Genomic DNA, 21,253 nt, shown 5'->3' with positions numbered 1-21,253 from the left:
CCGTGAGCGTGGAATCACCAGCAGTCCAAGGACGCGAGGGGAAGCGGCAGATGCCCGCAGACGGGGCCGAACCGGTCGTCATACCGGCCGACCTGTGGCAACGCCCCGAAATGCGCACCGCCCTCACAAATCGCGACATCGGCCACCTCTTCCGGCTCGTCCGCCAGTACGCAGGCATCAGCCAGACCCGCATCGGCGTCGCCGTCGGCTTCAGCCAGGGCAAAGTCAGCGAGTACATGCAAGGCAAGGCCCAAGTCACCGCACTCGACGTCTTCGAGCGCATCGCCGACGGCCTGGGTCTGCCCGACCCCGCCCGCATGCTCCTCGGCCTCGCCCCGCGGATTCTCACCGGCGTCCCGCACCCGCCCCCACCCATCCCGGCACGGGATGGAACACCAGCAAGCAGCCTTCTTAACGTGGAACAAGTAGTCATCGGCTCGCGCCAGCCGAACGACGCTTGCGACGTAGACGTACTGACGCTGGCCTGGATCGTGGGAAGGCTGGACGCACACGTGAACCGCCGAACAATGCTCCTCATCGCAGCCGGACTGACCGCCGAAAGCGCCGCCTCCATCGCGAACCCCTGGGAGCGGCTGACCCTGGCCCTCTCCGGCTCACGAGCCGATCAAGAGGACACCGTCGAACGCCTCGAAGCGCGCACGGTCGGCTTCCACCGTCTCGAAGAGGTCATGCCCGCCCGTTCCCTCTACCAGGGCCTCACCGCACACCTCAACGAACTGAGCACACTGCTGCACGCGGGACTTCCCGACCGTCTACGCCGCCGCCTGGCCGCCACCGCCGGCGAAGCCGCGGTACTGGCTTCGTGGATCGCATGGGAGATCAAGCAACCATCACAGTCCGCCGCATTCGACCGCATCGCCGCCCTGGCAGCTCAGGAGAGCGGACACCCCATCATCCAAGCCTGCGCCTACGCCTACCGCTCCTATGCCACTCGCGGCGGCCCGGCGCTCCAGAACATCCGCCTCGCCCAGCAGTACCTCCCAGCCGAGGGCGACAACGCCACCCGCGCCTGGCTCCTGGCCCGCGAAGCCGAAGAACTCGCCGGCCTCAACGACCGCCAAGCCCTCACCCGCCTGGAACAAGCAAGGGAGATATACGGCGACGCACGCCCGCGCCGCGAACGAGCTTGGACGCGCTTCTTGGACCCCGGTCGCATGGCCGCCTACCGGCTCTCCACCTACGTGAATCTCGGCGACGAACAACGCGTCATCGACGAAGGCCAAACAGCCCTCAACGCCTTGTCACACGAGACCGATCACAAGAAGATCGCCGCAGTCCACGCCGACATCGCCGCCGCCCAGCTCCGCATCGGCGACCTCAACGAAGGCATCACCAGCGGACGCCGGGCCCTGGAAACCGCCCAACGCACCGAATCCCGCTGGGCGTTCCAGCAACTCGCCGGAGTGGAAAAGGCACTGAGCGGCAAGCGAGACCCCTCAGCCCGGGAACTCCTGGCCGCCATCAACTCGGCGCATCGGAGCCTGAACCAGTCTCCTGCGTAATCCACGCCAGATAGTCCGAGCTTCCCTCCAGTACCGGAACAGCGATGATCTCCGGCACATCGTAGGAGTGCACCTCCCGCACGCCCGCGGCCAGCTCGTCGAAGAGGTCAGCGGTGGTCTTGAGCAACACCAACCACTCCTCGGCCTCTTCGACCTTGCCCTCCCACCAGTATGTCGATGTGATCGGCCCGACCACCTGAGCACAAGCAGCCAACCGCCGCTCCACCACGACCCGGCAGATCCTGCCGGCCTCGCCTCGATCACCAGCGGTTACATGAACCTCGATGTAGTCGGCCACGCCTCTTACACTGCCGAATTGTTCTTGTAGGTATCAAGCGGCGGCGCGGCGCGCCGCCGTACCCCCGGCCCTCCGCCCGCCCGCCGTCCGGGCGTGCGGCCTGGGGGCCGGTCCCGGACGGCGGGCGGGACACCGGGCCGGGCACCGCACGCCGGCCCCGCCGTACCAACCGAACGCACGGGCCGGGGTTGCCCCGCCGCCGCACAGATACCGCCCTACGATCGCCACTGCATGGCTGGACGCCGTAAATGGCTGGGGGCGATCGACGATCCAGGGTTCGTTCCTCACCCTGGATCACCGTTCGCGGTGGCTGATAGCCGCCGAACAGTTGCTGCTGACTGAAGCCTCTAGTGATTCCGGCTGTGATCAGACCGCCTCGTCATCAGGCTTGGGAACTGGAGCCAGCCGCACGCTGTCGGGGGGAGTCTCCTCGTCGGGGAAGACCCACTTCCGGAACGCCCAGAAACGGAAGACCATGGCAATCAGCGTGCCGATGACCTGCGCGCTCATGAAGTCGGCGATCTCCTGGGTGACCAGGCTCACGTCCGGGGTCTCCAGTAGGAATACGTACCGGGAGATCCATAGCGGCACGGAGCTGAGCACCAGACCGACGCCACTGATCAAGAAGAACAGTGCCGCCTCGTGATGGCGCTCGCGGCCGCCCCTCGTCCTGAACGACCATTCACGGTTCAGCACGTAGGACACGATTGTCGCCACGAGCACCGCAATGACCTTCGCAGTCACCGGCTTCGGCTCCAGAATGGTCAGCTTCAGCCCATAGAACACCGCGTTGTCCACCAGGAACGCGGTTCCACCCACCACCGCGAACTTCAGCAGCTCATGATGCTTCAGCACACGGGCTTGCAGCGGTCCCGGCAATCTTGCAAGGACGGTGTTTGCGACTTCGAAGCATCCCGATCTTCTCGTTCGCCCGTCTACATCGAGCGCCGCGCCGCCGGGCGGCATGGATTCGGTCATCGGCGAAGCCTACTGTCCGTGACCCGACCTGGGGGCGGCTGTAGGCGCCGGAGCAGGCCCCCTGCCAGAACCGGCTGTACAGCCACGTGTATAGCCAAGCGCGCGAATATCGGCGGAACACAGCGAACATCCACGGACACCGAACAGCGAGTCAGAGCCGCAGACCTTGATCGAGGCATCTTCCAATCGGCAGGTACCGGAGGTCTGGCTGACTCTACCCGTCGGCACAGCTGCCGCCAGTTGCCGTTGCCGTTGCAATTCTATGCCGTTTTCAGGAGCGTTCAGGGGAGGCCGTACACAACCACTGGCCTGCATTGAGCGATTTCGAACGGTCCGAACTGGATCTTTTAATCCGCAGGCTCCGTTGGATCCGTCCTTTACTTCAGTGAGGCGGGCGCTGAGCGTGGCCGTTGGCGGCCTCGGCGGCACTGCAACTGCTCTCCCCAGGCATTGCCTGCACGCGGGAGGGGCGCCAGACCTCGACGCCCTGCTGGCGGACACGGGCGAATAGGCATTCTCCTGGGCGCTCGCGCAGCGCGATGCCAATCACGCCGTCGATCTCGGCTACGTCCTTACCGATGCGGTCGTCAAGGTCGAGCTGGTCGACCGCCTTACGGGCGGCCATCAGGTCGGGGGTCTTGGGGAGGTGCATCTTCAGCCATTCGAAGGCGTTGTCCGGGATCGACGCTGGGGAGCGGAAGACTCGCGGTTCGCCCGCCGGGCAGTCGACCTCGGCCACGCCGGTGTCAGAGTAGGAGACCGAGATTTCGAAGCATAAGGATGCCACCAGGTAGGTGCTCGGGAACGGGCCATGGGTTGCCTCGTAGGCGCGGGTGGCTTCGTTCACTGGTTGCGGCTGGCCGTCTGCGCCGACCCGGCTGGTGGCGCGGATCCGTAGCAGAATACGCCCCTGATCGGTGGTGCTGTACCTGGTGCCTGTCACGGAGTACACGTCGACATCTTTGTCACGGGAGAGCACCCAGCCAACGTCCTCGGCGTTCCAGCCGAGGCCACGGCCGAGTTGCTCGGCGATCTGGTCGGCGTGGGCGCGGGCAGCACGCGCAGCGGGATCCTCAGCGCAGGCGCTGAGAACGAGAAGAGCGGCCAGGAACAATGGGGGGAGTCGGCGCACGTTTCGTCTCTATCGCATCACGGCGGCAGGGCCAATCGGCGTGCTCAAAAGGTGACCTTGTGAAATCGCTGGAGGGAATCAGGCGAGAGGGGTTGAGAGACGAACACCAGGATGCAGCGCGTCGTATCTGCGTCGTCGCCCTCACTCGAAAACAGGTAAGGCGCCGTTGTTGCAGGTAGGAGCTATGACTGCTGCATTTCAGACAAGGTTCTGTGAACCGTCGGCATCCGGATGGCGGAGACTCGAGGCGGTACGAAGATCCGGACCATGCGCGGAACGACCTTCGCATACCCGGAGTATGCGAAGCTCATTTTGCGAGGTCAGAGCCGGATGATCACTCCTGTAGTTCCTCCACTTTTAATCCGTAGGTTCCGGGTTCGAGCCCCGGGCGCCCTACCACTCTTAACCCTTCTGACCAGGGATTTCACCTCTCCCCCGGAATCCGCAGGCTCGCCAGCGCCCTCTTGGGAGACCGAGGGGAGACCGCCAGTTAGGGAGACCGCCCTCGGAACGATCGCGACGCTCGCCTCGGCAGCCGCGTGCGCCAGCTCCGGCAGGACCGTCGTGTACGTGTTCTCGTGAGTGAAGATGCGGCCGGTGTCGGTCCAGTCCTCTCCCCACTCCAGCCGCTCCTCGTTCTGCCGAGCTCAGTGCTCCTTCAGTACGGAGACCGTGCCGGTGTCGAGGGCGATCACTCCGTCGCTCGATTCTGTCTTGGGCTCCCCTCTTCGAAGCTCCACCCGATCTGTACGAGCTGCTTGGCGACGTTGAGCGTGCGCTCGTCCGTGTCGAGGTCCTCCCAGCGGACACCGCATCCCTCGCCACGGCGCAGCCCACGGAAGGCGATGAGATGGAAGAGGGCATAGAGCCGATGCTGTGCGGCCACGTCGAAGAACGCACCGAGCTGGGCCGGGGTCCACACCATCACGGGTGACAGCCGCGATTCGGGGCTTTCCCACACCCGTACGGCGCTGAGGGTGTGATGAGCACCTCGACTTGGTCCGCAGCGAGGCGCTGGGCCGTTCGCTGAGGAGGACTACCGGCTGCGCATGGCCGACTGGCTACTCCAGGCGCTGGATGCCAGGAAGTACGTCGTGGTGAAGCGCAACCCGGTGGCCGAACCGACGCCGCCGCCTGCCACGGTCGTCCCCGCGAGCAGGCACGTGACGCCCGAACGAGCTCTGCTCCAACCCGGGGATGATGGTGCAGCGGCACACCGTGCAGGAGGACGGCTCCGGTGCGTCACACGCTTCGGCTCGCGGAGGAGTGGGACGGCGGCCTGCTGGCGTGCTTCGAGGTCGGTGGCGAAGTGCCGATGGTGACGCTGGAGGCGGCGGTCTGGTGCCTCAAGCCACCCATTTCTGCTAGCAGAAAAGCTCTCGGGAAGGTGCCGCTACCCACTGCTCGAAAAGGGACGTGCCTGGCGCACACCGGGAAGGCGACAGTGCTGCGGTGCTGGCCGACATCGACGCGCTGGTGGAGACCCGCCTGCGTCACTCGGCGAGAATGATGATTGAGACGCTGTGCGTTCGCCAAGGCACGCATCTCCGGCTCCCCGCTCGACCGGCACCGAACCAAAGGGACCTGGAGCGCGCGGCCACATGCGCCGCGCTCGGCTAGTGAGTGTCCAGGCGGTGCTGGAGCTGCGCACGCGTCGCCATCGCCCCGAGCGCGATCATCACGACCCCCAGCACCAGGTGCAGCCAGTTGTCGGCCGTGTTGAACGGGACGAAGTTGGCCCCGCTGCCGTGCGGGACGAACAGCCCGTAGAGCCAGAGCACCAGGTAGATGATGCCGCCGATGAGCAGGAACCAGCGTGCCCCTGCCCACGTCCTGGCCAGCAGGACGCCGGCGACCCCGAACACCAGGTGGACGATGTTGTGCAGGACCGACACCTGGAACAGGCCCAGCAGCATCGCGCCCGACTCGTGGCCGGCGAACTGCATCTGACCGTGATTGGTGGTGATGCCGGGGATGAACCCGAGGATGCCGATCAGCAGGAACACAGCGCCGACGATGAGCGCCGCCAGCTGAACCGGGGTTTTGGTGGCGGAGGAAAGAACGCCGCTCATGGCGCCTCCTTGTCGTACCGGTGATAACCATCTGTGGCTACCCCTCATGGCAGCCATCAAGCGATATGACCTGCGTGAATGTCGTTCGAAGCCGTCCGGGCTGAACTCCGTCAACGCGAGCTGTGTCGCTGGCGACAGTGGCCTGGTTCCAGGGAGCGGCCTTCCACGGCGACGCCAGGGGCCGCCGGCGCTGCACAAGGTGGTGGTGAAGGCCGGACGGCGGACGCGAGCCTCGATGACGGGCACCGGGTCTCGGGCCTTCGTCGCGAATCTTGAACACCGGCGGTGTCGCTTGGCAGCGGGTCAGCTGGCGGTGGGGATGGATGACCCGGCTCCGCGTGACAGCGGCAGCACCGTCCGCCACTCAGCGGTACAGCTCCTCGATGTCGGCCGCGAAGTCCTTGTGGACCAGGGCGCGCTTGACCTTCAGGGTCGGGGTCAGATACCCGTTCTGTTCGGTCAGGTCCACCGGAAGGATGCGGAACCTGCGGATCGACTCGGCCCGGCTCACCATCGTGTTGGCCTCGTCCACGGCCGTCTGCAGCCTGGCCAGCAGATCGGGATCGTCGCGAAGCTCGGCCGGGCCGGCCTGCCCGGGCCTGCCGGCGGCCCGCTTCCATGACGCCAGCGCGCCGGCGTCCAGGGTGATCAGCGCGGCGGTGTACGGCCGCCGGTCGCCGACGACCACCGCCTGGCTGATGAGCGACACGTCGGCGAGCTGGGCGTCGGGCGCAACGGTTGTCGGGGCCGGGGCCGCATGGGTACGCATCGTCCATGCTCCCTGTGAGTGAGGAAAAGGCCGACCAGGCAGGCTGGGGCACCGGACGCCGCGACAAGCAGCTCAGTGCGCTATTTCCCCAGGTCATCAGGCACAAACGAGGAGGGCCGTACGACGGCGCAACCCGGTTCCCAGGGCGGGACGACGGGCGGCTTCAGTAAAATGGGAGAGCCCCCAACGCTGGGGCCCGCGCAACGGGCTCCTGCCTACGGAGGTGAGCGAGTCATGGTGTTCGACCAGGCAGACCTACCCGAGCTGGCGGTCTTCGGCGACGAGGTCGGCGTGTTGTCGCTCTACACGACGATGGAGCCGGGCACGCAGGCCGGGCGGACCCGGCTGCGCAACGAGATCGCCGCGTTGCGCCAGGACCTGGACGCGGGCCCCGACCAGGAGCGGGCCAGGCTCGTGGGCCTCCGCCTCGACCTGCTGGAGCCGCGGATCGACGAACTGCTCGACCCGGCCGGTCCCGGTCTCGGACGTGCCCTGTTCGCGCAGGTGGCCGGTGACGAGGTACGCACCGAGTGGCTTCAGCTCCCGGTGGGTGACCTCGCCACCCTCAGGGAACGCGCTTATCTGCTGCCGCTCGTCACCGCTGTACAGGCCGACAGGCCCGCCGGGGTGGCCAGGGTGGGGCGTGACGGCGTGCGGCTGTTCGACTGCCGGTACGGCCTGGCCGATGAGCTGGAGCCGGTCATCTTCAACCTGGCGACCGCAGGCTCGTCCGGAGAGGCGACGCTGCCGGGGCTCTCCCGGCGCGGCATCCACCCCGACCGCTTCGACCAGCGCGTCGAGGAGCACCTGACCAAGTACCTGCGCGACGCGGTCCCGCACGTGGCGGGCCAGGCCCAGCGGCTGGGCTGGGAGACGCTGCTGCTGGTGGGCAACCCCCGCGACACCTCAGTGCTGGGCGAGGCGCTGCCGGCGGGCCCGGAGATCGTCCACATGGACGCCGTGCTCGATCCCGCTCTGTCGCCGTCGGAGGTGCTGGAGTTCGTCCGCCCCGCTCTAGACGAGGCGCGGGCCAGGAACGACGCCGCCCTGGCCGAGCGCGCCCGGGACCTGGCCCTGTCGGGCGGCGACGGCGCGGTCGGCCTCGACGACATCCTCTCCCTACTGCGGCAGGGCCGGGTCGAGCACCTGCTGCTCGACGAGGCGGGCCCGTGGAACTCCGAGCCCATGGGCGTCACCCCCGAGGAACTGGAGGAGGAGATGATCGAGCTCACCTTCGAGTACGGAGGCGAGGTCACCGTGCTGGAGACCGGAGCGGCGCAGGAGCTCGCCGAGGCGGGCGGAGTGGCTGCGATGCTCCGCTGGTGAGGACCACCCATGTCGAGCTGGTTCGCCGGCCTAGCGCCGGACAGCGGCACGCCAGCCGTCTGCGGTGCTCCGCGCCGGCAGCACGGCCCGGCGCTGCAACGCCCAGCTCAGCGCCGCGGTCGGGTCGAGAGGGGCCCCGACGCCCCCGCCGCGGGAGGAGTTCACGGTGGCCGCGACGGCGGGTGCTGGGGTGCCGTTCAGGAAGGTTGCCGGGAATCCTGCGGCGTGGGCGGGCATGCCTCACATGGACTTCTCCGCAATCTGATGCTGGTGTGGCCCGTCGGCGGATGAGGCACCGGAACAGGGCTCACCCCAGCGGGGGGTGAGCCCTGTCCTGTGCTCGGGACGAACAACCAGGCGTCGTTGACAGCCCTGCACGAACCACCCGTTGAAAAGTCCGCCCACGCACCGGGCCCGCTCGAGTCCGGTGACGTGGCCGCCCCCGGCAAGGCACACGCCCCCTGGGACGGAAGCGCGTGCAACGCCGGCCGTCGGGCGAGTTCGCTGAGGGTGCCTTCGAGGACCATGCGCAGGCTGTGGAATGGATCAGGTTTGACTCCTGGGCGTGCCCGCGTCGCAGGGCTGGGTGCCGGGATCGCGGTAGAGGGACAGCAGGCAGCGGCCAAGCGCCTGCTGGCCGAACGCGTTAGGGTGCATGGCCTCCTGCTGGTGTCCTTGACTGATCCTCGCGCCGGCGGTGCCGTACCGTACCCACTCCATCGTGTCGCCCAGTTCGGCGGCGTCGTCCAGCGGACCGGCCTGGCGTGTGCCCTGCTCGCACAACGCGTGGCCCTCCACGGCGCCCAGCATGCTCAAGAACTCCACACCGGTCGCGGTGGCGACGCGGCGCAGCATGGCGTCGATCGCCGGTGCCAGGGTGTCGTGCATCAGGTCGAAGTCGGCGTCCCACAGCGGGCAACCGCCCACGAGCGTGCGCGTGGCGGTCTTGCCGCCACCGCCCTCGCCATAGCGCACCCGGGCCGAGGAGGGCACCGGAGAGGGATAGGACTGAAGGATCAGCCGGTAGCCGGCAGAACGGGCCGACGCCTGGCTCATCACCTGGCGGATCTTCTGCACCGCCAGGGTCACCTGTTGCTCCACCGCCGGCAGCGCGGCGACAAACCGATCGCCCTCGCCGGTGGAGGCGCAGGAGCGCTTGTCGCCCGCCATGTACAGCGCGGCGCAGCGGCGCAGCATCCCGGACAGGTTCAGGTCGTTGCCGCCGATCGACAGCACGACCACCTCGACCTGCTGGGTGGCGGCAACCTGCGCAAGCAGTTCGGCTTGGGAAGCGGTGTTCTCCTTGAACGCCTCGTTGATGACGTGCCGGGTCTCCGCCCCCGAACAGGCCAGGTTGACCGGGGTGAGCCCGGCCCGGCTCAGTCCGGTGATCTCGGCCGCATCGGAACGGTGACACCCGGTGCCCTCTCCCTGCACGGCCGTGCCGCCATACACCTGCTGGGGGTCGTAGTGGCAGATCAAACGCCTGCGATAAGCGGCCCGGTCGGTTCCGCCGCGGGTACAGCCCGCAGCGGCAGACACCGTGCTGTTACCCCACCATCGGCCTGCCTCTCCGGAGATGAAGCTGTCTCCCAAGGACACCGCCACCTGCTCGGTTGCCTGGGCCTGGGCGGGTGCGGGAACGGCCAGGGCCGTGGCGCTCAGCGCCAGGATCGCCAGAACCCGACCGGCATGCCCGGCACGGCGCACGTGACGGGGGCGGTGGGGGACGGCGGGAACGCTGCGGAGATGCTGCGGGACGGTAGCGCTCACTGCTGTTCCTTTCACGGTGCGTGGGAGACGCCTTTTGAGCCGGCCTTCGGAGTGGGGAAGAACGGGAACGTACGCCTGACCTCGGTGTTCGGGGCTGCCGGAGATCCGCTGGCTTTCTTGTCAGATGAGTGGTGTGTTGCTAAGGCGTCCAGTCCTGCCGGGCTGTCTGTGGTCCGGGTCGGGGCCTTCGGCGATGGCGATGTCGCCCTTCAGCGCGTGGAAGCACACAAACATGCGCTTAAGCCCGTTTCCCCAGCTCACGAGGGATGCATGAGACGAGGCAGTCCGCGGACTCCAACCCCAGGTATTGTTCAGCTCCGCCCGCTCTGCCGTCGTGTGCGATGTCCTTTCTGGTGGGCGCCCGCGAAGTGTCTCCGAGCCGATCCTTGTGCGGTCACGAAGATCCACAGCGGCAAGGGCGCCCTGGATCGCCTCCTGGCCGCCCGGTCGAGAGCTCTCGCGCGGCGGATGCGACGATCGGCGCCCTGCTGACGGCCGCAGGGCACCACGCCCGGATCCGCGCTTCAGGAGAAGACGACGGAGCGCACCAGCAGGCGATCGGAAGCACCCGCACCGGGACGCAGGCTGTAGAAGACATCCCCTGTGCAGCCGGCCTCCAGGAAGACCGTGGCGGTTGCGTCGGTCAGGTTCTTCGGCGCGTAGGCGGCCGACGTGCCGTCAGATCCGGCTCCCTGGATGTCGATGCATCTCCTGCTCGGGGGGTCGTTGATGAAGCCGACGGCGTCGTACCCGTCGGCGGTCTGGTAGGAGTAGCGGAACTGGCCTGTGGCGGCCGATGCGGGGCCGGGAACGGCCAGAACCAGCATGAGGGCGCAGCCGGCGGCAGCCAGGGCAGAGTGCCGACGCATGGATCTTCCTTTCGCGAGGGACATCGTAAACACTTTCCGTGTTCATAAAGTTACAGTGAGTGATTATTGTCGAATCCGCAAGGGCTTGCCGGGACACATCCAGGCGCAGTCACCGGCAGCGGCGCTCGGCACGCCGGGCGCGGATCCGTCCGGCCAGGCGAATCAGGGTGTGCAGCGGAATCGCGGCATGTCGAGCCGGGCCGCTCGATGACGAACGAGCAGCGAGCCGCCCAGCTATGTGTGGAGTGCCGGTCACGCTGACTTGGTCGCCTTCGCGAAGACCTCTGCCGCACGAGCTTCCGCCGTACGATCATGTGCGCGCGGACCTGTAGCGTGATCGTCCCAGTTCACCTTCCACGGGAGGCCGGGCAGCCGTGTGAAACGAGAACGGTTGATCGGGCAGGGTGGCAGGAGGACAGCAGGAGCGGCAGGACGGAGACGAGCGCGTGGCCGGCTGGAGCGCGATGGCGGGGATGCATGACTTCGTCGTGCCCGACGAGGTGGCCGCGCGCGCGTTGGCCGAGCAGCTCGCGGAGTACGGGTTCTCCTGCGTTTTCGCACGTCCGCACCCCCATGGCGGCTGGCTGGTGATGGCGCTCGACGAGGGTCCCTACCCGGTCGACACCGTGGGTCATCGGCAGTTCGATGCGGTGAACCGGGAAGCCGCGGCGATCGCGCGGACGTACGGCGGCCGGCCCCGTAGCGGCAGCCAGTTCGACATCAGCCGGACAGCCGAGCATCGCAGCTGGACCGCCCCGATCGTGGCGAGGGGGACAAAGGCGCGACCGCCGGTCCCGGAGGTCACCATCGCCCCGGCACCACCTCTGGAACCACTGGCGCTCACACCGGACTTCGCCACCCCGGGGGTTGTGGAGCTGACCGGTCTCGACGACGTGTCATGGGGCGATTTGGAGCACGCGCACGGGCCCGCCGACGACATTCCCGGCCTACTGCGCGAGCTGGCGGACGGCACGGAGGAGTGGGACGAGGTCCTCGATGAGCTGTTCGGCGACGACCTGCTGCACCAGGGCGACTGCTACGAGGCCACAGCTCCCGCGCTGCCGTTCCTCACCCAGCTGATCGTCGCCGACGTGGTGCCGGCCCGGCAGCGCCGGGACCTCTACGTGTGGCTGATGATGGCTGGTGGCCGCCGCAACGACAACCTGGTCGCGTTCGCCGATCTCGCGCTGGACGAAGGGGAGCCGCTCCAGCCGGGTGCGTGGACCGAGGAGGTGTACCGGACCGTCGGCGATCAGGTTCCGGTGCTGCTGGAACGGTGGGAAGCCGAGCCGCCGGGGATCCGTTTCATACTCGCCGTCCTTGCCGCGCAGCATCCCGGGCACGGCGTGAGGGTCGCCGACCGGATCGCTGCGTTGGCGGCCGGGCTCGACGGGACGCAGCAGGGTGCGTACCTGCGGCTCGCCGTGGAACTTGTGCAGGGCCGCGACGCGGATGCGCTGGCCCTCGCCTCCGAGATCATCGATTGGGCGGACCGCCTGGAGCCGAAGTGGCTGGAGGCTCCGGGCGTGCCTGACGGCATCAAGGCGGCGCACGTGCTGGCCGAAGGCGCGCTCTACACGATCACATAGCTGCACCATGCGGCCGCCGGACCACGAGCCTGCTCACCAGCTCGTGCGGCTCGGCGATGTCTGAGGTCGAGCTTCGGCAGGTCTCGCGCATGATCGTCGCTGAGGTGCTGATCTTTTTGAAACCGTCGGCACGGCTACCGTCAGTTGCAGTTGCCGTTGCAATTGACCTGCATCGAACGCTTTTAATCCGTAGGTTCCGGGTTCGAGCCCCGGGCGCCCTACCACTCCGACCTGCGGTTTTCCACGATCCTGTAGTCGAGTCGTATGATCGTGAGTCACGGTGCGACACCTGTGAGTCACGTATCACGGCGGGCGTTGTTCACCTTGCGCGCGGTCTTGCGAGCCGCTTTGAGGACCAGCCGTGCGACGGCCCGGGCGCTCTCGTGATACAGCTGCGGCAGCACCGACGTGTACGTGTCGGCGGTGAGCACGATGCTGGCATGTCCGAGCAGGCCTTGCACCACGCGCAGAGCCGCTCCTGCCGCCAGGGCCAGCGTCGCGGCTCCATGTCTCAAATCGTGCAGCCGCACCGGGGGAAGGCCGCTGGCCATGACCAGCTTGTGGAAGCGGTGGGTGAGGTAGTTGGGATCAATGGCCCCGCCGTTCTCGCGGGTGAACATCGGGGTTGACGGCGACCGATCGATGCCCAGGTCATCGCGCTGGACTTGTTCGTGGCGGTTCAGAAGCCGGAGAGTGTCGAGGTCCAGAGCGATCCCACGCTGACTGGAGGCGCTCTTCGGCGGACACGGCAACAGGCAGTGGTCGTGTGGACAAGCTGGCAGGCATGGTGAGTTCGCGTCGGTCGGTGTCGAGGTCGATCCGGCGCAGGCCGGCTAGCTCGGCGCGCCGCAGACCGCGCAGAGCGATCAGCCACCACAGCGCGAACAGCCGGTCATCACGGACGAAGGCGAGGTACTCGGTCAGTTGCTCGATCGTCCACACCGCCACACCAGTGCGCAGCGGGGCGCAGCGCTTTCCCAGCCGCTTGCCTGTCACCGCGTCGGCGCCGCCACAACGCCGATACACCCCGTGGCGATCTTGAACGCATGCCATCGTCGCTCACTCCCTCACTTGGGTCACGTGAAATGACGCCGACAACAGCATCTACGTCCAACGGAGATCAATTTGATCTCCTAGCCTCGATCTTTCTCGACCTTGAGCCGGTCGTCCGTGGCCCCGGCCGAGCGCCGCACACAACAACAGGTCCTGGCCCTGCTGCACCAAGACCCCAACCGCCCCTGACCAGCCCGGGACATCGCCTTAGCTACCCGGCCTTGAGCGAACCCCATCCGCTGCTACCGGAATCGTCTGCCGTTCCGTCCCGACCGACGACTGACAACCGGTGCGGTGATGGTCACGGGAATGCCTGAGGGAGCCTGGGCGCCCGTGATACGCCTCAGCTCGGCCTCGCCCGAACGGACCTCGCTGGTCTGCGGGACGATACCGGCGTCGGCCATCAAGCGGGTCATGTCACGGCGCTGATTGGGCAGCACCAGGGTGACGACGCTGCCGGACTCGCCGGCGCGGGCGGTGCGGCCGCCGCGGTGCAGGTAGTCCTTGTGGTCGCTCGGCGGGTCGACGTTGACGACGAGGTCCAGGTTGTCGACGTGAATGCCGCGGGCCGCGACGTTGGTCGCCACCAGCGCCGTGACGTGGCCGCTCTTGAACTGGGCGAGGGTGCGGGTGCGCTGGGGCTGGGACTTGCCTCCGTGCAGCGCGGCGGCGCGCACTCCGCTGTTCAGCAGCTGTTCGGTGAGCCGGTCCACAGCGTGCTTGGTGTCCAGGAACATGATCACCCGACCGTCGCGAGCAGCGATCTCCACAGTGGTGGCCTGCTTGTCGGCACCCTGAACGTGCAGCACGTGGTGCTCCATCGTGGTGACCGCGCCCGCCGAAGGGTCGACCGAATGGACCACCGGGTCGCTCAGGTAGCGGCGGACCAGCAGATCGACGTTGCGGTCCAAGGTGGCGGAGAACAGCATCCGCTGGCCGTCCGGGCGCACCTGGTCGAGCAGGTGGGTGATCTGCGGCATGAAGCCCATGTCGGCCATCTGGTCGGCCTCATCCAGCACGGTGATGCCGACCTGGTCCAGGCTGCAGTCGCCGCGCTCGATGAGATCCCTGAGCCGTCCCGGGGTCGCGATGACGACCTCGGCACCGTTGCGCAGCGCATGGGCCTGGCGGCTGATCGACATGCCGCCGACGACCGTGGCCAGCCGCAGCTTCAGTGCTTGGGCGTACGGCGTGAGCGCATCGGTGACCTGCTGGGCCAGCTCCCTGGTGGGGACGAGGATCAGGGCAAGCGGCCGCCGCGATTGTGCCCGCTGTCCGGAGGTGCGGACGAGCAGGGCCAGGCCGAAGGCGAGTGTCTTGCCCGACCCGGTGCGCCCCCGCCCCAGGACGTCCCGGCCGGCCAGGGAGTTCGGCAGCGTGGCCGCCTGGATCGGGAAAGGTTCGTTCAAGCCCAGGCCGGTGAGCACCTTCAGCAGTGCGGGCGGCATGCTCAGCTCAGCGAAGGTCGCGGCTGCCGGCAGGGCCGGGGTTACGGTGACCGGCAGCGCGAACTCTCCCTGGAGCGCGGCGGGACGCCGCCCGTTGCCGGACCGGCTGGAGGCGCCTGAACGACCCTGAGCCGGAGAGCTGAATCGGCCGCCCCTGCTTCGGGCGGAGCCGCCCTTACGGGGCGAAGAGTTGCGATCGTGCGCGCGAGTTGCGTGGTTCATGCAGAACCTTCCTCGATGCGGCACGTGTCAGGCGATCCTCCGCGCGATGAGCGGCACAAGAACAGCTAGCACGAGCCGAAGAAAGACGAGTCGAACCGGCGGAAACAGCCTGGGCTCGTACGTCGAAATGGTCGGCTTTCGCCGGGAAGAACGCGGCTGTGATGCCGCGCCGTAGAACTGGAGCGGGCCTATGCCCGAACCGGAGCCATCGGTGGTGCATCCGGTGTGCGGCGGAAGAACAGACACGCTGTGCTTCTCGGGTCGTGAAGTCATCACGGCACGATGGATGCCACAAAAGCAACGCGCCGGGGACCGCGCCCTGCGGCGCGGGCCCCGGCTACGTGGTGCGCAGTGTCAGGCGGGAACGATGTTCTCGGCCTGCGGGCCCTTCTGGCCCTGCGTGACGTCGAAGGCCACCTTCTGGCCCTCGCGCAGCTCACGGTAGCCGCCGTTGGCGACGATGTTGGAGTAGTGCGCGAAGACGTCGGCGCCGCCGCCGTCCTGCTCGATGAAGCCGAAGCCCTTTTCCGAGTTGAACCACTTCACGGTGCCAGAAGCCATGTTGATCTCCTTCGATGGGTGCAAAGCCGGAATCCGCATCGAACGGATTCCGCGTCGCCGCGATAGGACCACACACCCGGAGATGACCGGAGAACAAAAAATGCACCTGAGGCTACATACCGTCAGGTGCACACAAGTCTTTATGGGTACCACAACTGCAACTGACCCCAATCTAGCACATGTGCCGTCGTGCCGCGCATGCCCCCGCCAACGCCGACATCATCCGCGCCATTGCTGCTGCCTTGACCTGCGAGGGGGTCGCTCCATGCGGAGCCGTGGCGAGGTTTTCGTTGGGTTCATCGAGCCGAGTCCAGATTCGTCCGACGCCAGCCCCTCACTGCCCAGCCGGAAGGCGATGGACGAGTTGCTCGCCGTGGCTGAGGGAGCCGCTCGATGAGGCACGCCGGCGCCGGCGGCCGAGCGGCACCCGCCGGGCGGCACCGGTGGGCCGCCGATACCCGGCAGACACCGGTCACGAATCGAGAAGCGCCGGGCCCGGAACCCCTCGTAGCGTGAGCTTCATGAGCACAACCCTGAAGCACAAGGGAGCCAAGGCATGAAAGCGCACGTCAGCTCAATTCTCCTCGCTGTCCGTGACATGGACAGGGCCAAGCGGTTCTACACCGAGGGGCTCGGCTGGAAGATCAAGAACGACTTCGGCGTCTCGGTGTTCTTCGAATCGGACGGAGCCTCGCCCGTCGGCTTCTACGGCCGCGACGGCCTGGCCGACATGGTGGGAACGAGCCGGGACGGCAGCGGCTTCGGCGGGCTTGTCCTCACTTACGTCGTCCGCAGCGAGGCGCGGGTCGACGAGATCATGGCAGAGGCCGAGAAGGCCGGTGCCACGATCCTCAAGCCTGCCGGCGCGCTGCCGTGGGGCGGGTACGGCGGCACCTTCGCCGACCCGGACGGCTACATCTGGAGCCTCGGCTACAGCGCCCAGGGACAGGACCAGCCGTACGCCGAGTGACTCCGCCGGCGGCCCCAGCGGGCCTGAAGCCCCTTGCGGCTGTGGATCGACCAGTGGCAGCATGCGCCGGTGCATCCATTGAGGCTGATCGAGCCGACCCCGGGAGAGTACTCACTGTTGCTGGAGGCAGGAACCACGCGGGTCGACGACGTGATCGAAGATCTCGGCCATGAGCCGAACGGATACTTCTGGGAGGGCGTCGCGCAGGTGCTCGTCGGCACCGAGGCTCCCGCTCTGGAAGGCCGATTCTCGTACGACCCCGAAGGCGACATGTTCTGCGCGTACGGAAAGGACCGCGGCGCGCTGGAGGAACTCGGCATCCTGATGGCGACCATCGCGACGGACGCCGACCGCGTGCGGCGGCTCGTGGCGGCCGCCGAGGCGAACGGTTTCGAGTTCGACGACTGACTCGCCTGCCGCTGAATGGCAGGCGCTCTGAACTGCGGAAGAGCGAGGCGGGCTCGGCGGCGAAGCCGAGCCCGCCCGCTTCGGATCCGCCCGGTCCCGGCGTTGGTACGTCAGGACGTACGGGCGGGACCTGTGTCATGCCTTGGCGCTGCAGGGTCAGCAGGCCCGGGCGGTAGGGCAGGAGACCATGGTCGCCGCCGGAGCTGGGGCTGCGGCCCTGGTAGAGGAGCGGCAGGTTGCAGGGGTCGACGGTCTTGGTCTGGTCGGGGTTGCTGCGGACCAGGTCACCGTGGCTGATGTCGTTGGTGCAGGCGGGCGCTGTTGGCCTTGCCGGCGAACGGGTTGCTCTCGGTCGCGGCGTTCGGTGTCCACGAGCCGTCCAGGCGCAGTGACTCATGCGGTCATCGAATTGATGACTGCCTCAGTGAGTAGAGAGGACGCTGGCCTGGCTTACCGCTTGTCGCCGTCTGTCCCGCGACTACGAACGAGACCCGAAGATCTCCGAGGCCGTCATCCGCTGGGCCGCCATCGCCGGTATGGCCCGCCGTCCCACCCGCACGGGCCCCGCTCGGCGACAGGCCAGAATCGTCTGCGACTGACGAAGATCACCGATCTCAAACACTCACTGAAACAGACCAGACGCAGCAGCACGACAGATCATCATGCCGCGGCAGCGTAGACCTCACACCTCAAGAATCAAGGCATGTGATCACCAGGCAGGGCTTTGATCTGCTCGGAAGATTTTCGGCATCCACAGGCTGGGCGGATGCCGTGGTCACGAGGCCGGTGCGCAGGCCCGGCGTACGGCGGGCAGATGGGTAGTCAGGGTCTGCGCGTAGGCGATGAGCACGGCCGGGATCTCATCGCCGATCTTCATCCAGGCGATTCCCTAGGCTTCTGTCTGTGCGGCTTGCTGTTCCTGACCGGTGCCATCCATCTCGACGGCGGCCTCCATCAGCAGGTGGCTGTGGATCGAGGCGACCAACGCCGCTGAGCTGGGGTTTCGCCGTTGTAAGGCCGGAACCTCGTAGGCAGCCGCAGGCCGCTGGAAGCCGCCGGATGCCGAGCGCCGAGTTGTCCCGTGCCTTGACATTCACCGGAAGATGCCGCGGCGCCACGCCGCCCATCCCACGAAGGCCACAGCGCCCCCCGGGACCTGGATGCACGCGCGGCCGGGGACGGCTGGGCCGGGTGGCCGTCAGCTTCGGGCGGGGTGCGTGATGCGTTCGAGCCATCGCCGCAGAAGGGCGGCCTCGGCCGGTTCCAGTGCCTGCGTCCCGGTGAGATCGAGCTGTGCGTGCAGGCGCAGCGCCGCAGTGTGCAGCGGGTCAGCGTCGTTCGCGGCGGCCGGTTCAGCCAGTACGTGTGAGAACACGGCGTCCCTCATGCGGTGGGACAGCGCGGGGTCGCCGAACGGGGCGGGTCTGGCGATGTGGTCGAGGGCGGTCCCGACGTTCGCCGACAGGATGAGCCGGGCGGCGGTGTGCGGCTCGACCTTGAGCGCGCCCACCGCCGCACACCGCGTGAGTGCCGCCACCAGCAGGTCTATCACGCGCTCTCGAGCTGTTGAGCGCGACCACGGCCTCGGGGTGAACATCAGCTGATAGAGGGCCGGGTTCGCCTGTGCGAAGGCCATGTGGCCGTCCCAGCCGGCGTGCAGGTCGGCCACCGGGTCGCCGGTCTGCTCCTGGGCGGCCTTGAGCGCGGCGTAGCGCTCGTAGCCGTGGTCGGCGACGGCGTCCAGCAGGCCCCGCTTGTCGCCGAACAGCCGGTAGAGCACGGGCTGGCTCACGCCGACGGCCTCGCAGACCGCCCGTGTGGCGACCTCGTGGTCGGAGGACGACGCGAGCTGCCGCTCCGCCGCCTCGATCATCGCCGCGCGAAGCGAGCCGTCCTCTGGCATGCAATCAATGATAGCGGCAAAAGCTAGCGAGGTTACGGAGCTGTGCTACCGTCGGGGCGTAACGCCGATACGGCGCACCCATATCGGCGATAAGATCAAGGGGTCTTCCATGAATGATCAGCGTGTGGCCGTCGTCGGCGGCGGCTCCCGTGGAATAGGCAAGGCGATCGCGGTGGCGCTGGGGGCACGGGGCTACGCGGTCGCGGTGGGTTTCCACGGATCGGAGTACGCCGCGGTGCAGGTGGCCGAGGAGATCACGGCATCCGGCGGCCGGGCGATCGCGGTCCAGGCCGACGTGGCCGACGAGGACGCCGTCGCGCAGATGTTCGACGTGGCGGAATCCATCGGCGGGATCGACGTGGTCGTCAATTCGGCGGGGCGGCTGTCGCTGTCCCCGATCGCCGACCTCGACCTCGACGAGTTGGACGCCCTGCACCGCACCAACATCCGCGGCACCTTCGTCATGGCCAGGGAGGCCGCACGCCGCGTGCGCGCCGGGGGCGCGATCGTCAACCTGTCCACCTCCGTGGTCGGCCTGCAGTTTCCCGGCTACGGCGCGTACGCCGCCAGCAAGGGCGCCGTCGAGGCGATGACACTGGTGCTCGCCCGAGAGCTGCGCGGACGGGACATCACGGTCAACGCCGTCGCGCCCGGCCCGACCGCCACCGAACTGTTCCTCGACGGCAAGGACGAGGCGACGGTCGAACGGCTCGCCAAGCAGCCACCGCTGGAGCGCCTCGGCACCCCGCAGGACATCGCCGAGGTCGTCGCCTTCCTGGCGAGCCCGGCCGGGCACTGGATCAACGGCCAGGTCGTGCGCGCCAACGGCGGAATCATCTGATGACCGCCGTGCTAGCGGTCGGCTCAGGGGCGGGGCCCGGCACGGGGCACGCCGTCGTGGCCGGCATGAGGCGGACCGCCGACCGCAACGCCCCCGCCGTCACTGCCCTGCAACGGCTCGCCGCCGACGAAGACCTCACGTTGCCGGCGTCCGAGCTGGACGTGCAGTCGATCGCCGACAAGATCGTCCCCATTGTCGATCTCCCCGCCGGCGGCCGTCCGTTCCGCAGCCATCTCGATCCCGGCAAGAAGGGCAGCGAGGTCGTCCCGATCGTCGCCAACCGCATCCGCACCGAGTTCTACCGACGTGTAGGCATCGAGGACCTGCTGTCCTCAACCGCCTCGCTCTGAATCACCACTACAGGAAGGTCATCACCATGCCATTCGCCAACCTCAAGGTGCCCGCCGACACCCTGACCCCCGAGTCCAAGAAGAAGCTCATCGACGCCGTCACAGACGCCTACGCCGCGGTCTACGGAGAACGAGCCCGCGCCACCACCCTGGTCCTCCTGGAGGAGGTCCCGGACGGCGGCTGGGGCGTGGGCGGCAACGTCCTGACCGCCGAGATGCTCGGCCGTAGCTGACCCGTCCGGTGGTAGGGCCGCACCCCCGGACCTACTGCCGGGCCTCGCCCGCCCGTTCTCTCACCTGGCACGGGCGGGTTCGAGCCGGGCGGGGCAGGTCCACGAGCTGACCGGGCCCAGGCTGCTGACGAGATTGCCGCGGCCGCCGGGCGCGAGATCGACTACACGCAGATCCCGGTCGACGCGTACGTGCAGCACGTGCCCGAGGACGTCGCCGGCTTCCTGACCTACCTGTTCACGACAGTGCTCGACGGCCGCGACGCCTCGCTCGGCGACGGGGTCCAGCGCGCGCTGGGCCGCGAGCCGCGCGACTTCGCCGACTTCGCCCGCCAGGGCGCGGCGAGGGGAATCTGGAGCGTCGTCCGGCGGTCGCGGTCGGGTTCGCGCTGTCGGTGGTGATGCTGCGTGGTCACCATGGCGGCGAACGTGCCGCTCAACGACGCGCTCGCCGCGGGTCAGGTGACGCGGTCCGGGTTCGAGGGCGTTGACGAAAGAGCCCGGGGACGTCATGACCGCTGTCTCGAACACGTCATCACGTTGTATCCGGCTGCTCGGACGGGCCGAATCTTCCCTCGTCGCCTCCCGAGAGATCGCCGCCGACTGTCGCGCCCGGCGACCAACCAAGCGATGGGTTTTGTCCGTGATGGCGGAACAGGGCGGAGACTTCCTCCGGCTACCGCCTCGCGATCAGCCGTACACGTGCCCATGCTGGCCCCAACGGGTCGGCCGGTTTGACCGAAGAGCGGCGGCGCTACCGAGAAATGCGGGGACTGCCGCCGCTGGAGCTGTGACAGCAACGGGCACGGACGAAGGCCGATTGGTCGGCTCCGCCTCGCGGGATATACGCGTGGATCGGCCTTCCTGCAGGCGATGTCTGTGAGGCATTCCCAGAGGTCATCACTCGATGGCCGTTCTCATTTCACGGCAACACGCCT

The 21,253-nt window shown here is 67.8% G+C and carries 23 protein-coding genes; 9 read left to right on the top strand and 14 right to left on the bottom strand.

Annotated features, from left to right (window positions below):
* Positions 1–50: 50 nt before the first annotated feature.
* On the top strand, positions 51–1,523 hold the full coding sequence (locus AC27IY_RS20025; protein WP_487178817.1) for a helix-turn-helix domain-containing protein: 1,473 nt from the start codon (positions 51–53) through the stop codon (positions 1,521–1,523).
* On the opposite strand, the gene cutA is transcribed toward AC27IY_RS20025, so the two are convergent.
* From cutA to AC27IY_RS19995, 6 genes are all read right to left on the bottom strand, one after another.
* Complete coding sequence (gene cutA, locus AC27IY_RS20020) at positions 1,483–1,821, bottom strand: divalent-cation tolerance protein CutA (RefSeq protein ID WP_487178816.1); 339 nt, start codon at positions 1,819–1,821, stop codon at positions 1,483–1,485. The two genes, AC27IY_RS20025 and cutA, sit on opposite strands and share 41 nt — an antisense overlap.
* Positions 1,822–2,187: 366 nt before the next feature.
* Positions 2,188–2,799, bottom strand: coding sequence for a GtrA family protein (locus tag AC27IY_RS20015; RefSeq protein WP_487178815.1), 612 nt, complete (start codon positions 2,797–2,799; stop codon positions 2,188–2,190).
* 382 nt (positions 2,800–3,181) lie between these two features.
* Positions 3,182–3,913, bottom strand: coding sequence for a hypothetical protein (locus tag AC27IY_RS20010; protein ID WP_487178814.1), 732 nt, complete (start codon positions 3,911–3,913; stop codon positions 3,182–3,184).
* A gap of 709 nt (positions 3,914–4,622) precedes the next feature.
* The gene (locus tag AC27IY_RS20005) at positions 4,623–4,859 is read right to left on the bottom strand and encodes a site-specific integrase (protein ID WP_487178813.1); all 237 of its coding nucleotides are present in this window, start codon (positions 4,857–4,859) and stop codon (positions 4,623–4,625) included.
* Between the two features lie 688 nt (positions 4,860–5,547).
* Entirely contained in the window at positions 5,548–6,003 is a 456-nt protein-coding gene (locus AC27IY_RS20000) for a DUF4383 domain-containing protein (protein ID WP_371252620.1), read from the bottom strand.
* A 364-nt stretch (positions 6,004–6,367) separates the two neighbouring features.
* Entirely contained in the window at positions 6,368–6,772 is a 405-nt protein-coding gene (locus AC27IY_RS19995; protein WP_487178812.1) for a hypothetical protein, read from the bottom strand.
* Between the two features lie 234 nt (positions 6,773–7,006).
* Here AC27IY_RS19995 and AC27IY_RS19990 point away from each other — a divergent pair, with 234 nt between their 5' ends.
* Positions 7,007–8,098, top strand: a complete 1,092-nt coding sequence (locus AC27IY_RS19990) for a baeRF10 domain-containing protein (RefSeq protein WP_487178811.1) — start codon at positions 7,007–7,009, stop codon at positions 8,096–8,098.
* 30 nt (positions 8,099–8,128) lie between these two features.
* On the opposite strand, the gene AC27IY_RS19985 is transcribed toward AC27IY_RS19990, so the two are convergent.
* The 3 genes from AC27IY_RS19985 to AC27IY_RS19975 all read right to left on the bottom strand — a co-directional run bounded on the left by AC27IY_RS19985 (position 8,129) and on the right by AC27IY_RS19975 (position 10,740).
* A complete protein-coding gene (locus AC27IY_RS19985; protein ID WP_487178810.1) occupies positions 8,129–8,335 on the bottom strand; it encodes a hypothetical protein in 207 nt (68 codons plus the stop codon).
* A 309-nt stretch (positions 8,336–8,644) separates the two neighbouring features.
* The gene (locus AC27IY_RS19980) at positions 8,645–9,871 is read right to left on the bottom strand and encodes a GDSL-type esterase/lipase family protein (RefSeq protein ID WP_423451728.1); all 1,227 of its coding nucleotides are present in this window, start codon (positions 9,869–9,871) and stop codon (positions 8,645–8,647) included.
* Positions 9,872–10,395: 524 nt separating this feature from the next.
* The gene (locus AC27IY_RS19975; protein WP_487178809.1) at positions 10,396–10,740 is read right to left on the bottom strand and encodes a hypothetical protein; all 345 of its coding nucleotides are present in this window, start codon (positions 10,738–10,740) and stop codon (positions 10,396–10,398) included.
* 446 nt (positions 10,741–11,186) lie between these two features.
* Between AC27IY_RS19975 and AC27IY_RS19970 the strand changes: the two genes are divergently transcribed.
* Positions 11,187–12,329 carry a hypothetical protein gene (locus AC27IY_RS19970; protein ID WP_487178808.1) on the top strand — a complete coding sequence of 381 codons (1,143 nt, stop codon included), beginning with the start codon at positions 11,187–11,189 and terminating at the stop codon, positions 12,327–12,329.
* 296 nt (positions 12,330–12,625) lie between these two features.
* Here AC27IY_RS19970 and AC27IY_RS19965 read toward each other — a convergent pair whose 3' ends face one another.
* The 3 genes from AC27IY_RS19965 to AC27IY_RS19955 form a co-directional block, all read right to left on the bottom strand.
* Positions 12,626–13,081 (bottom strand): tyrosine-type recombinase/integrase, encoded by a 456-nt coding sequence (locus AC27IY_RS19965; RefSeq protein WP_487178807.1) that lies wholly within the window; start codon positions 13,079–13,081, stop codon positions 12,626–12,628.
* Between the two features lie 543 nt (positions 13,082–13,624).
* On the bottom strand, positions 13,625–15,052 hold the full coding sequence (locus tag AC27IY_RS19960; RefSeq protein WP_423451731.1) for a DEAD/DEAH box helicase: 1,428 nt from the start codon (positions 15,050–15,052) through the stop codon (positions 13,625–13,627).
* Between the two features lie 354 nt (positions 15,053–15,406).
* Positions 15,407–15,613: a cold-shock protein gene (locus AC27IY_RS19955; protein ID WP_364193616.1), complete on the bottom strand. Its 207-nt coding sequence runs from the start codon at positions 15,611–15,613 to the stop codon at positions 15,407–15,409.
* A gap of 556 nt (positions 15,614–16,169) precedes the next feature.
* On the opposite strand from AC27IY_RS19955, the gene AC27IY_RS19950 reads away from it, so the two are divergent.
* Positions 16,170–16,583 carry a VOC family protein gene (locus AC27IY_RS19950; protein WP_150935602.1) on the top strand — a complete coding sequence of 138 codons (414 nt, stop codon included), beginning with the start codon at positions 16,170–16,172 and terminating at the stop codon, positions 16,581–16,583.
* Positions 16,584–16,616: 33 nt separating this feature from the next.
* Positions 16,617–16,991 (top strand): Imm51 family immunity protein, encoded by a 375-nt coding sequence (locus AC27IY_RS19945; protein WP_423451732.1) that lies wholly within the window; start codon positions 16,617–16,619, stop codon positions 16,989–16,991.
* Between the two features lie 1,198 nt (positions 16,992–18,189).
* Here AC27IY_RS19945 and AC27IY_RS19940 read toward each other — a convergent pair.
* Positions 18,190–18,894: a TetR/AcrR family transcriptional regulator gene (locus tag AC27IY_RS19940; RefSeq protein ID WP_487178806.1), complete on the bottom strand. Its 705-nt coding sequence runs from the start codon at positions 18,892–18,894 to the stop codon at positions 18,190–18,192.
* A gap of 109 nt (positions 18,895–19,003) precedes the next feature.
* On the opposite strand from AC27IY_RS19940, the gene AC27IY_RS19935 reads away from it, so the two are divergent.
* The 3 genes from AC27IY_RS19935 to AC27IY_RS19925 are packed head-to-tail and all read left to right on the top strand — an operon-like array spanning position 19,004 to position 20,318.
* The gene (locus AC27IY_RS19935) at positions 19,004–19,735 is read left to right on the top strand and encodes an SDR family oxidoreductase (RefSeq protein WP_487178805.1); all 732 of its coding nucleotides are present in this window, start codon (positions 19,004–19,006) and stop codon (positions 19,733–19,735) included.
* Positions 19,735–20,085 carry a hypothetical protein gene (locus AC27IY_RS19930; protein WP_487178804.1) on the top strand — a complete coding sequence of 117 codons (351 nt, stop codon included), beginning with the start codon at positions 19,735–19,737 and terminating at the stop codon, positions 20,083–20,085. Before AC27IY_RS19935 ends, AC27IY_RS19930 begins: the two co-directional genes overlap by 1 nt.
* 26 nt (positions 20,086–20,111) lie before the next feature.
* Entirely contained in the window at positions 20,112–20,318 is a 207-nt protein-coding gene (locus AC27IY_RS19925; protein WP_423477239.1) for a 4-oxalocrotonate tautomerase family protein, read from the top strand.
* A 60-nt stretch (positions 20,319–20,378) separates the two neighbouring features.
* On the opposite strand, the gene AC27IY_RS19920 is transcribed toward AC27IY_RS19925, so the two are convergent.
* The gene (locus AC27IY_RS19920) at positions 20,379–20,516 is read right to left on the bottom strand and encodes a hypothetical protein (RefSeq protein ID WP_487178802.1); all 138 of its coding nucleotides are present in this window, start codon (positions 20,514–20,516) and stop codon (positions 20,379–20,381) included.
* Here AC27IY_RS19920 and AC27IY_RS19915 point away from each other — a divergent pair, their 5' ends adjacent.
* Positions 20,517–20,717 (top strand): hypothetical protein, encoded by a 201-nt coding sequence (locus AC27IY_RS19915; protein WP_487178801.1) that lies wholly within the window; start codon positions 20,517–20,519, stop codon positions 20,715–20,717.
* Positions 20,718–21,253: the final 536 nt, after the last annotated feature.

This window comes from Nonomuraea sp. B208 (assembly GCF_057536035.1).
Note: the sequence above shows the minus strand (reverse complement) of the source record. Positions and strands in the feature narration are given on the sequence as shown.

Excerpts from the sequence above, each read along its gene's own strand:
- AC27IY_RS19950 (WP_150935602.1), top strand. The coding sequence starts at position 16,170 with ATGAAAGCGCACGTCAGCTCAATTCTCCTCGCTGTCCGTGACATGGAC.
- AC27IY_RS19985 (WP_487178810.1), bottom strand. The coding sequence starts at position 8,335 with ATGCCCGCCCACGCCGCAGGATTCCCGGCAACCTTCCTGAACGGCACC.
- AC27IY_RS19930 (WP_487178804.1), top strand. The coding sequence starts at position 19,735 with ATGACCGCCGTGCTAGCGGTCGGCTCAGGGGCGGGGCCCGGCACGGGG.
- AC27IY_RS20025 (WP_487178817.1), top strand. The coding sequence starts at position 51 with ATGCCCGCAGACGGGGCCGAACCGGTCGTCATACCGGCCGACCTGTGG.
- AC27IY_RS19940 (WP_487178806.1), bottom strand. The coding sequence starts at position 18,894 with ATGCCAGAGGACGGCTCGCTTCGCGCGGCGATGATCGAGGCGGCGGAG.
- AC27IY_RS19935 (WP_487178805.1), top strand. The coding sequence starts at position 19,004 with ATGAATGATCAGCGTGTGGCCGTCGTCGGCGGCGGCTCCCGTGGAATA.
- AC27IY_RS20000 (WP_371252620.1), bottom strand. The coding sequence starts at position 6,003 with ATGAGCGGCGTTCTTTCCTCCGCCACCAAAACCCCGGTTCAGCTGGCG.
- AC27IY_RS19925 (WP_423477239.1), top strand. The coding sequence starts at position 20,112 with ATGCCATTCGCCAACCTCAAGGTGCCCGCCGACACCCTGACCCCCGAG.
- AC27IY_RS19990 (WP_487178811.1), top strand. The coding sequence starts at position 7,007 with ATGGTGTTCGACCAGGCAGACCTACCCGAGCTGGCGGTCTTCGGCGAC.
- AC27IY_RS19995 (WP_487178812.1), bottom strand. The coding sequence starts at position 6,772 with ATGCGTACCCATGCGGCCCCGGCCCCGACAACCGTTGCGCCCGACGCC.
- AC27IY_RS20015 (WP_487178815.1), bottom strand. The coding sequence starts at position 2,799 with ATGACCGAATCCATGCCGCCCGGCGGCGCGGCGCTCGATGTAGACGGG.
- AC27IY_RS19975 (WP_487178809.1), bottom strand. The coding sequence starts at position 10,740 with ATGCGTCGGCACTCTGCCCTGGCTGCCGCCGGCTGCGCCCTCATGCTG.
- AC27IY_RS19955 (WP_364193616.1), bottom strand. The coding sequence starts at position 15,613 with ATGGCTTCTGGCACCGTGAAGTGGTTCAACTCGGAAAAGGGCTTCGGC.
- AC27IY_RS19960 (WP_423451731.1), bottom strand. The coding sequence starts at position 15,052 with ATGAACCACGCAACTCGCGCGCACGATCGCAACTCTTCGCCCCGTAAG.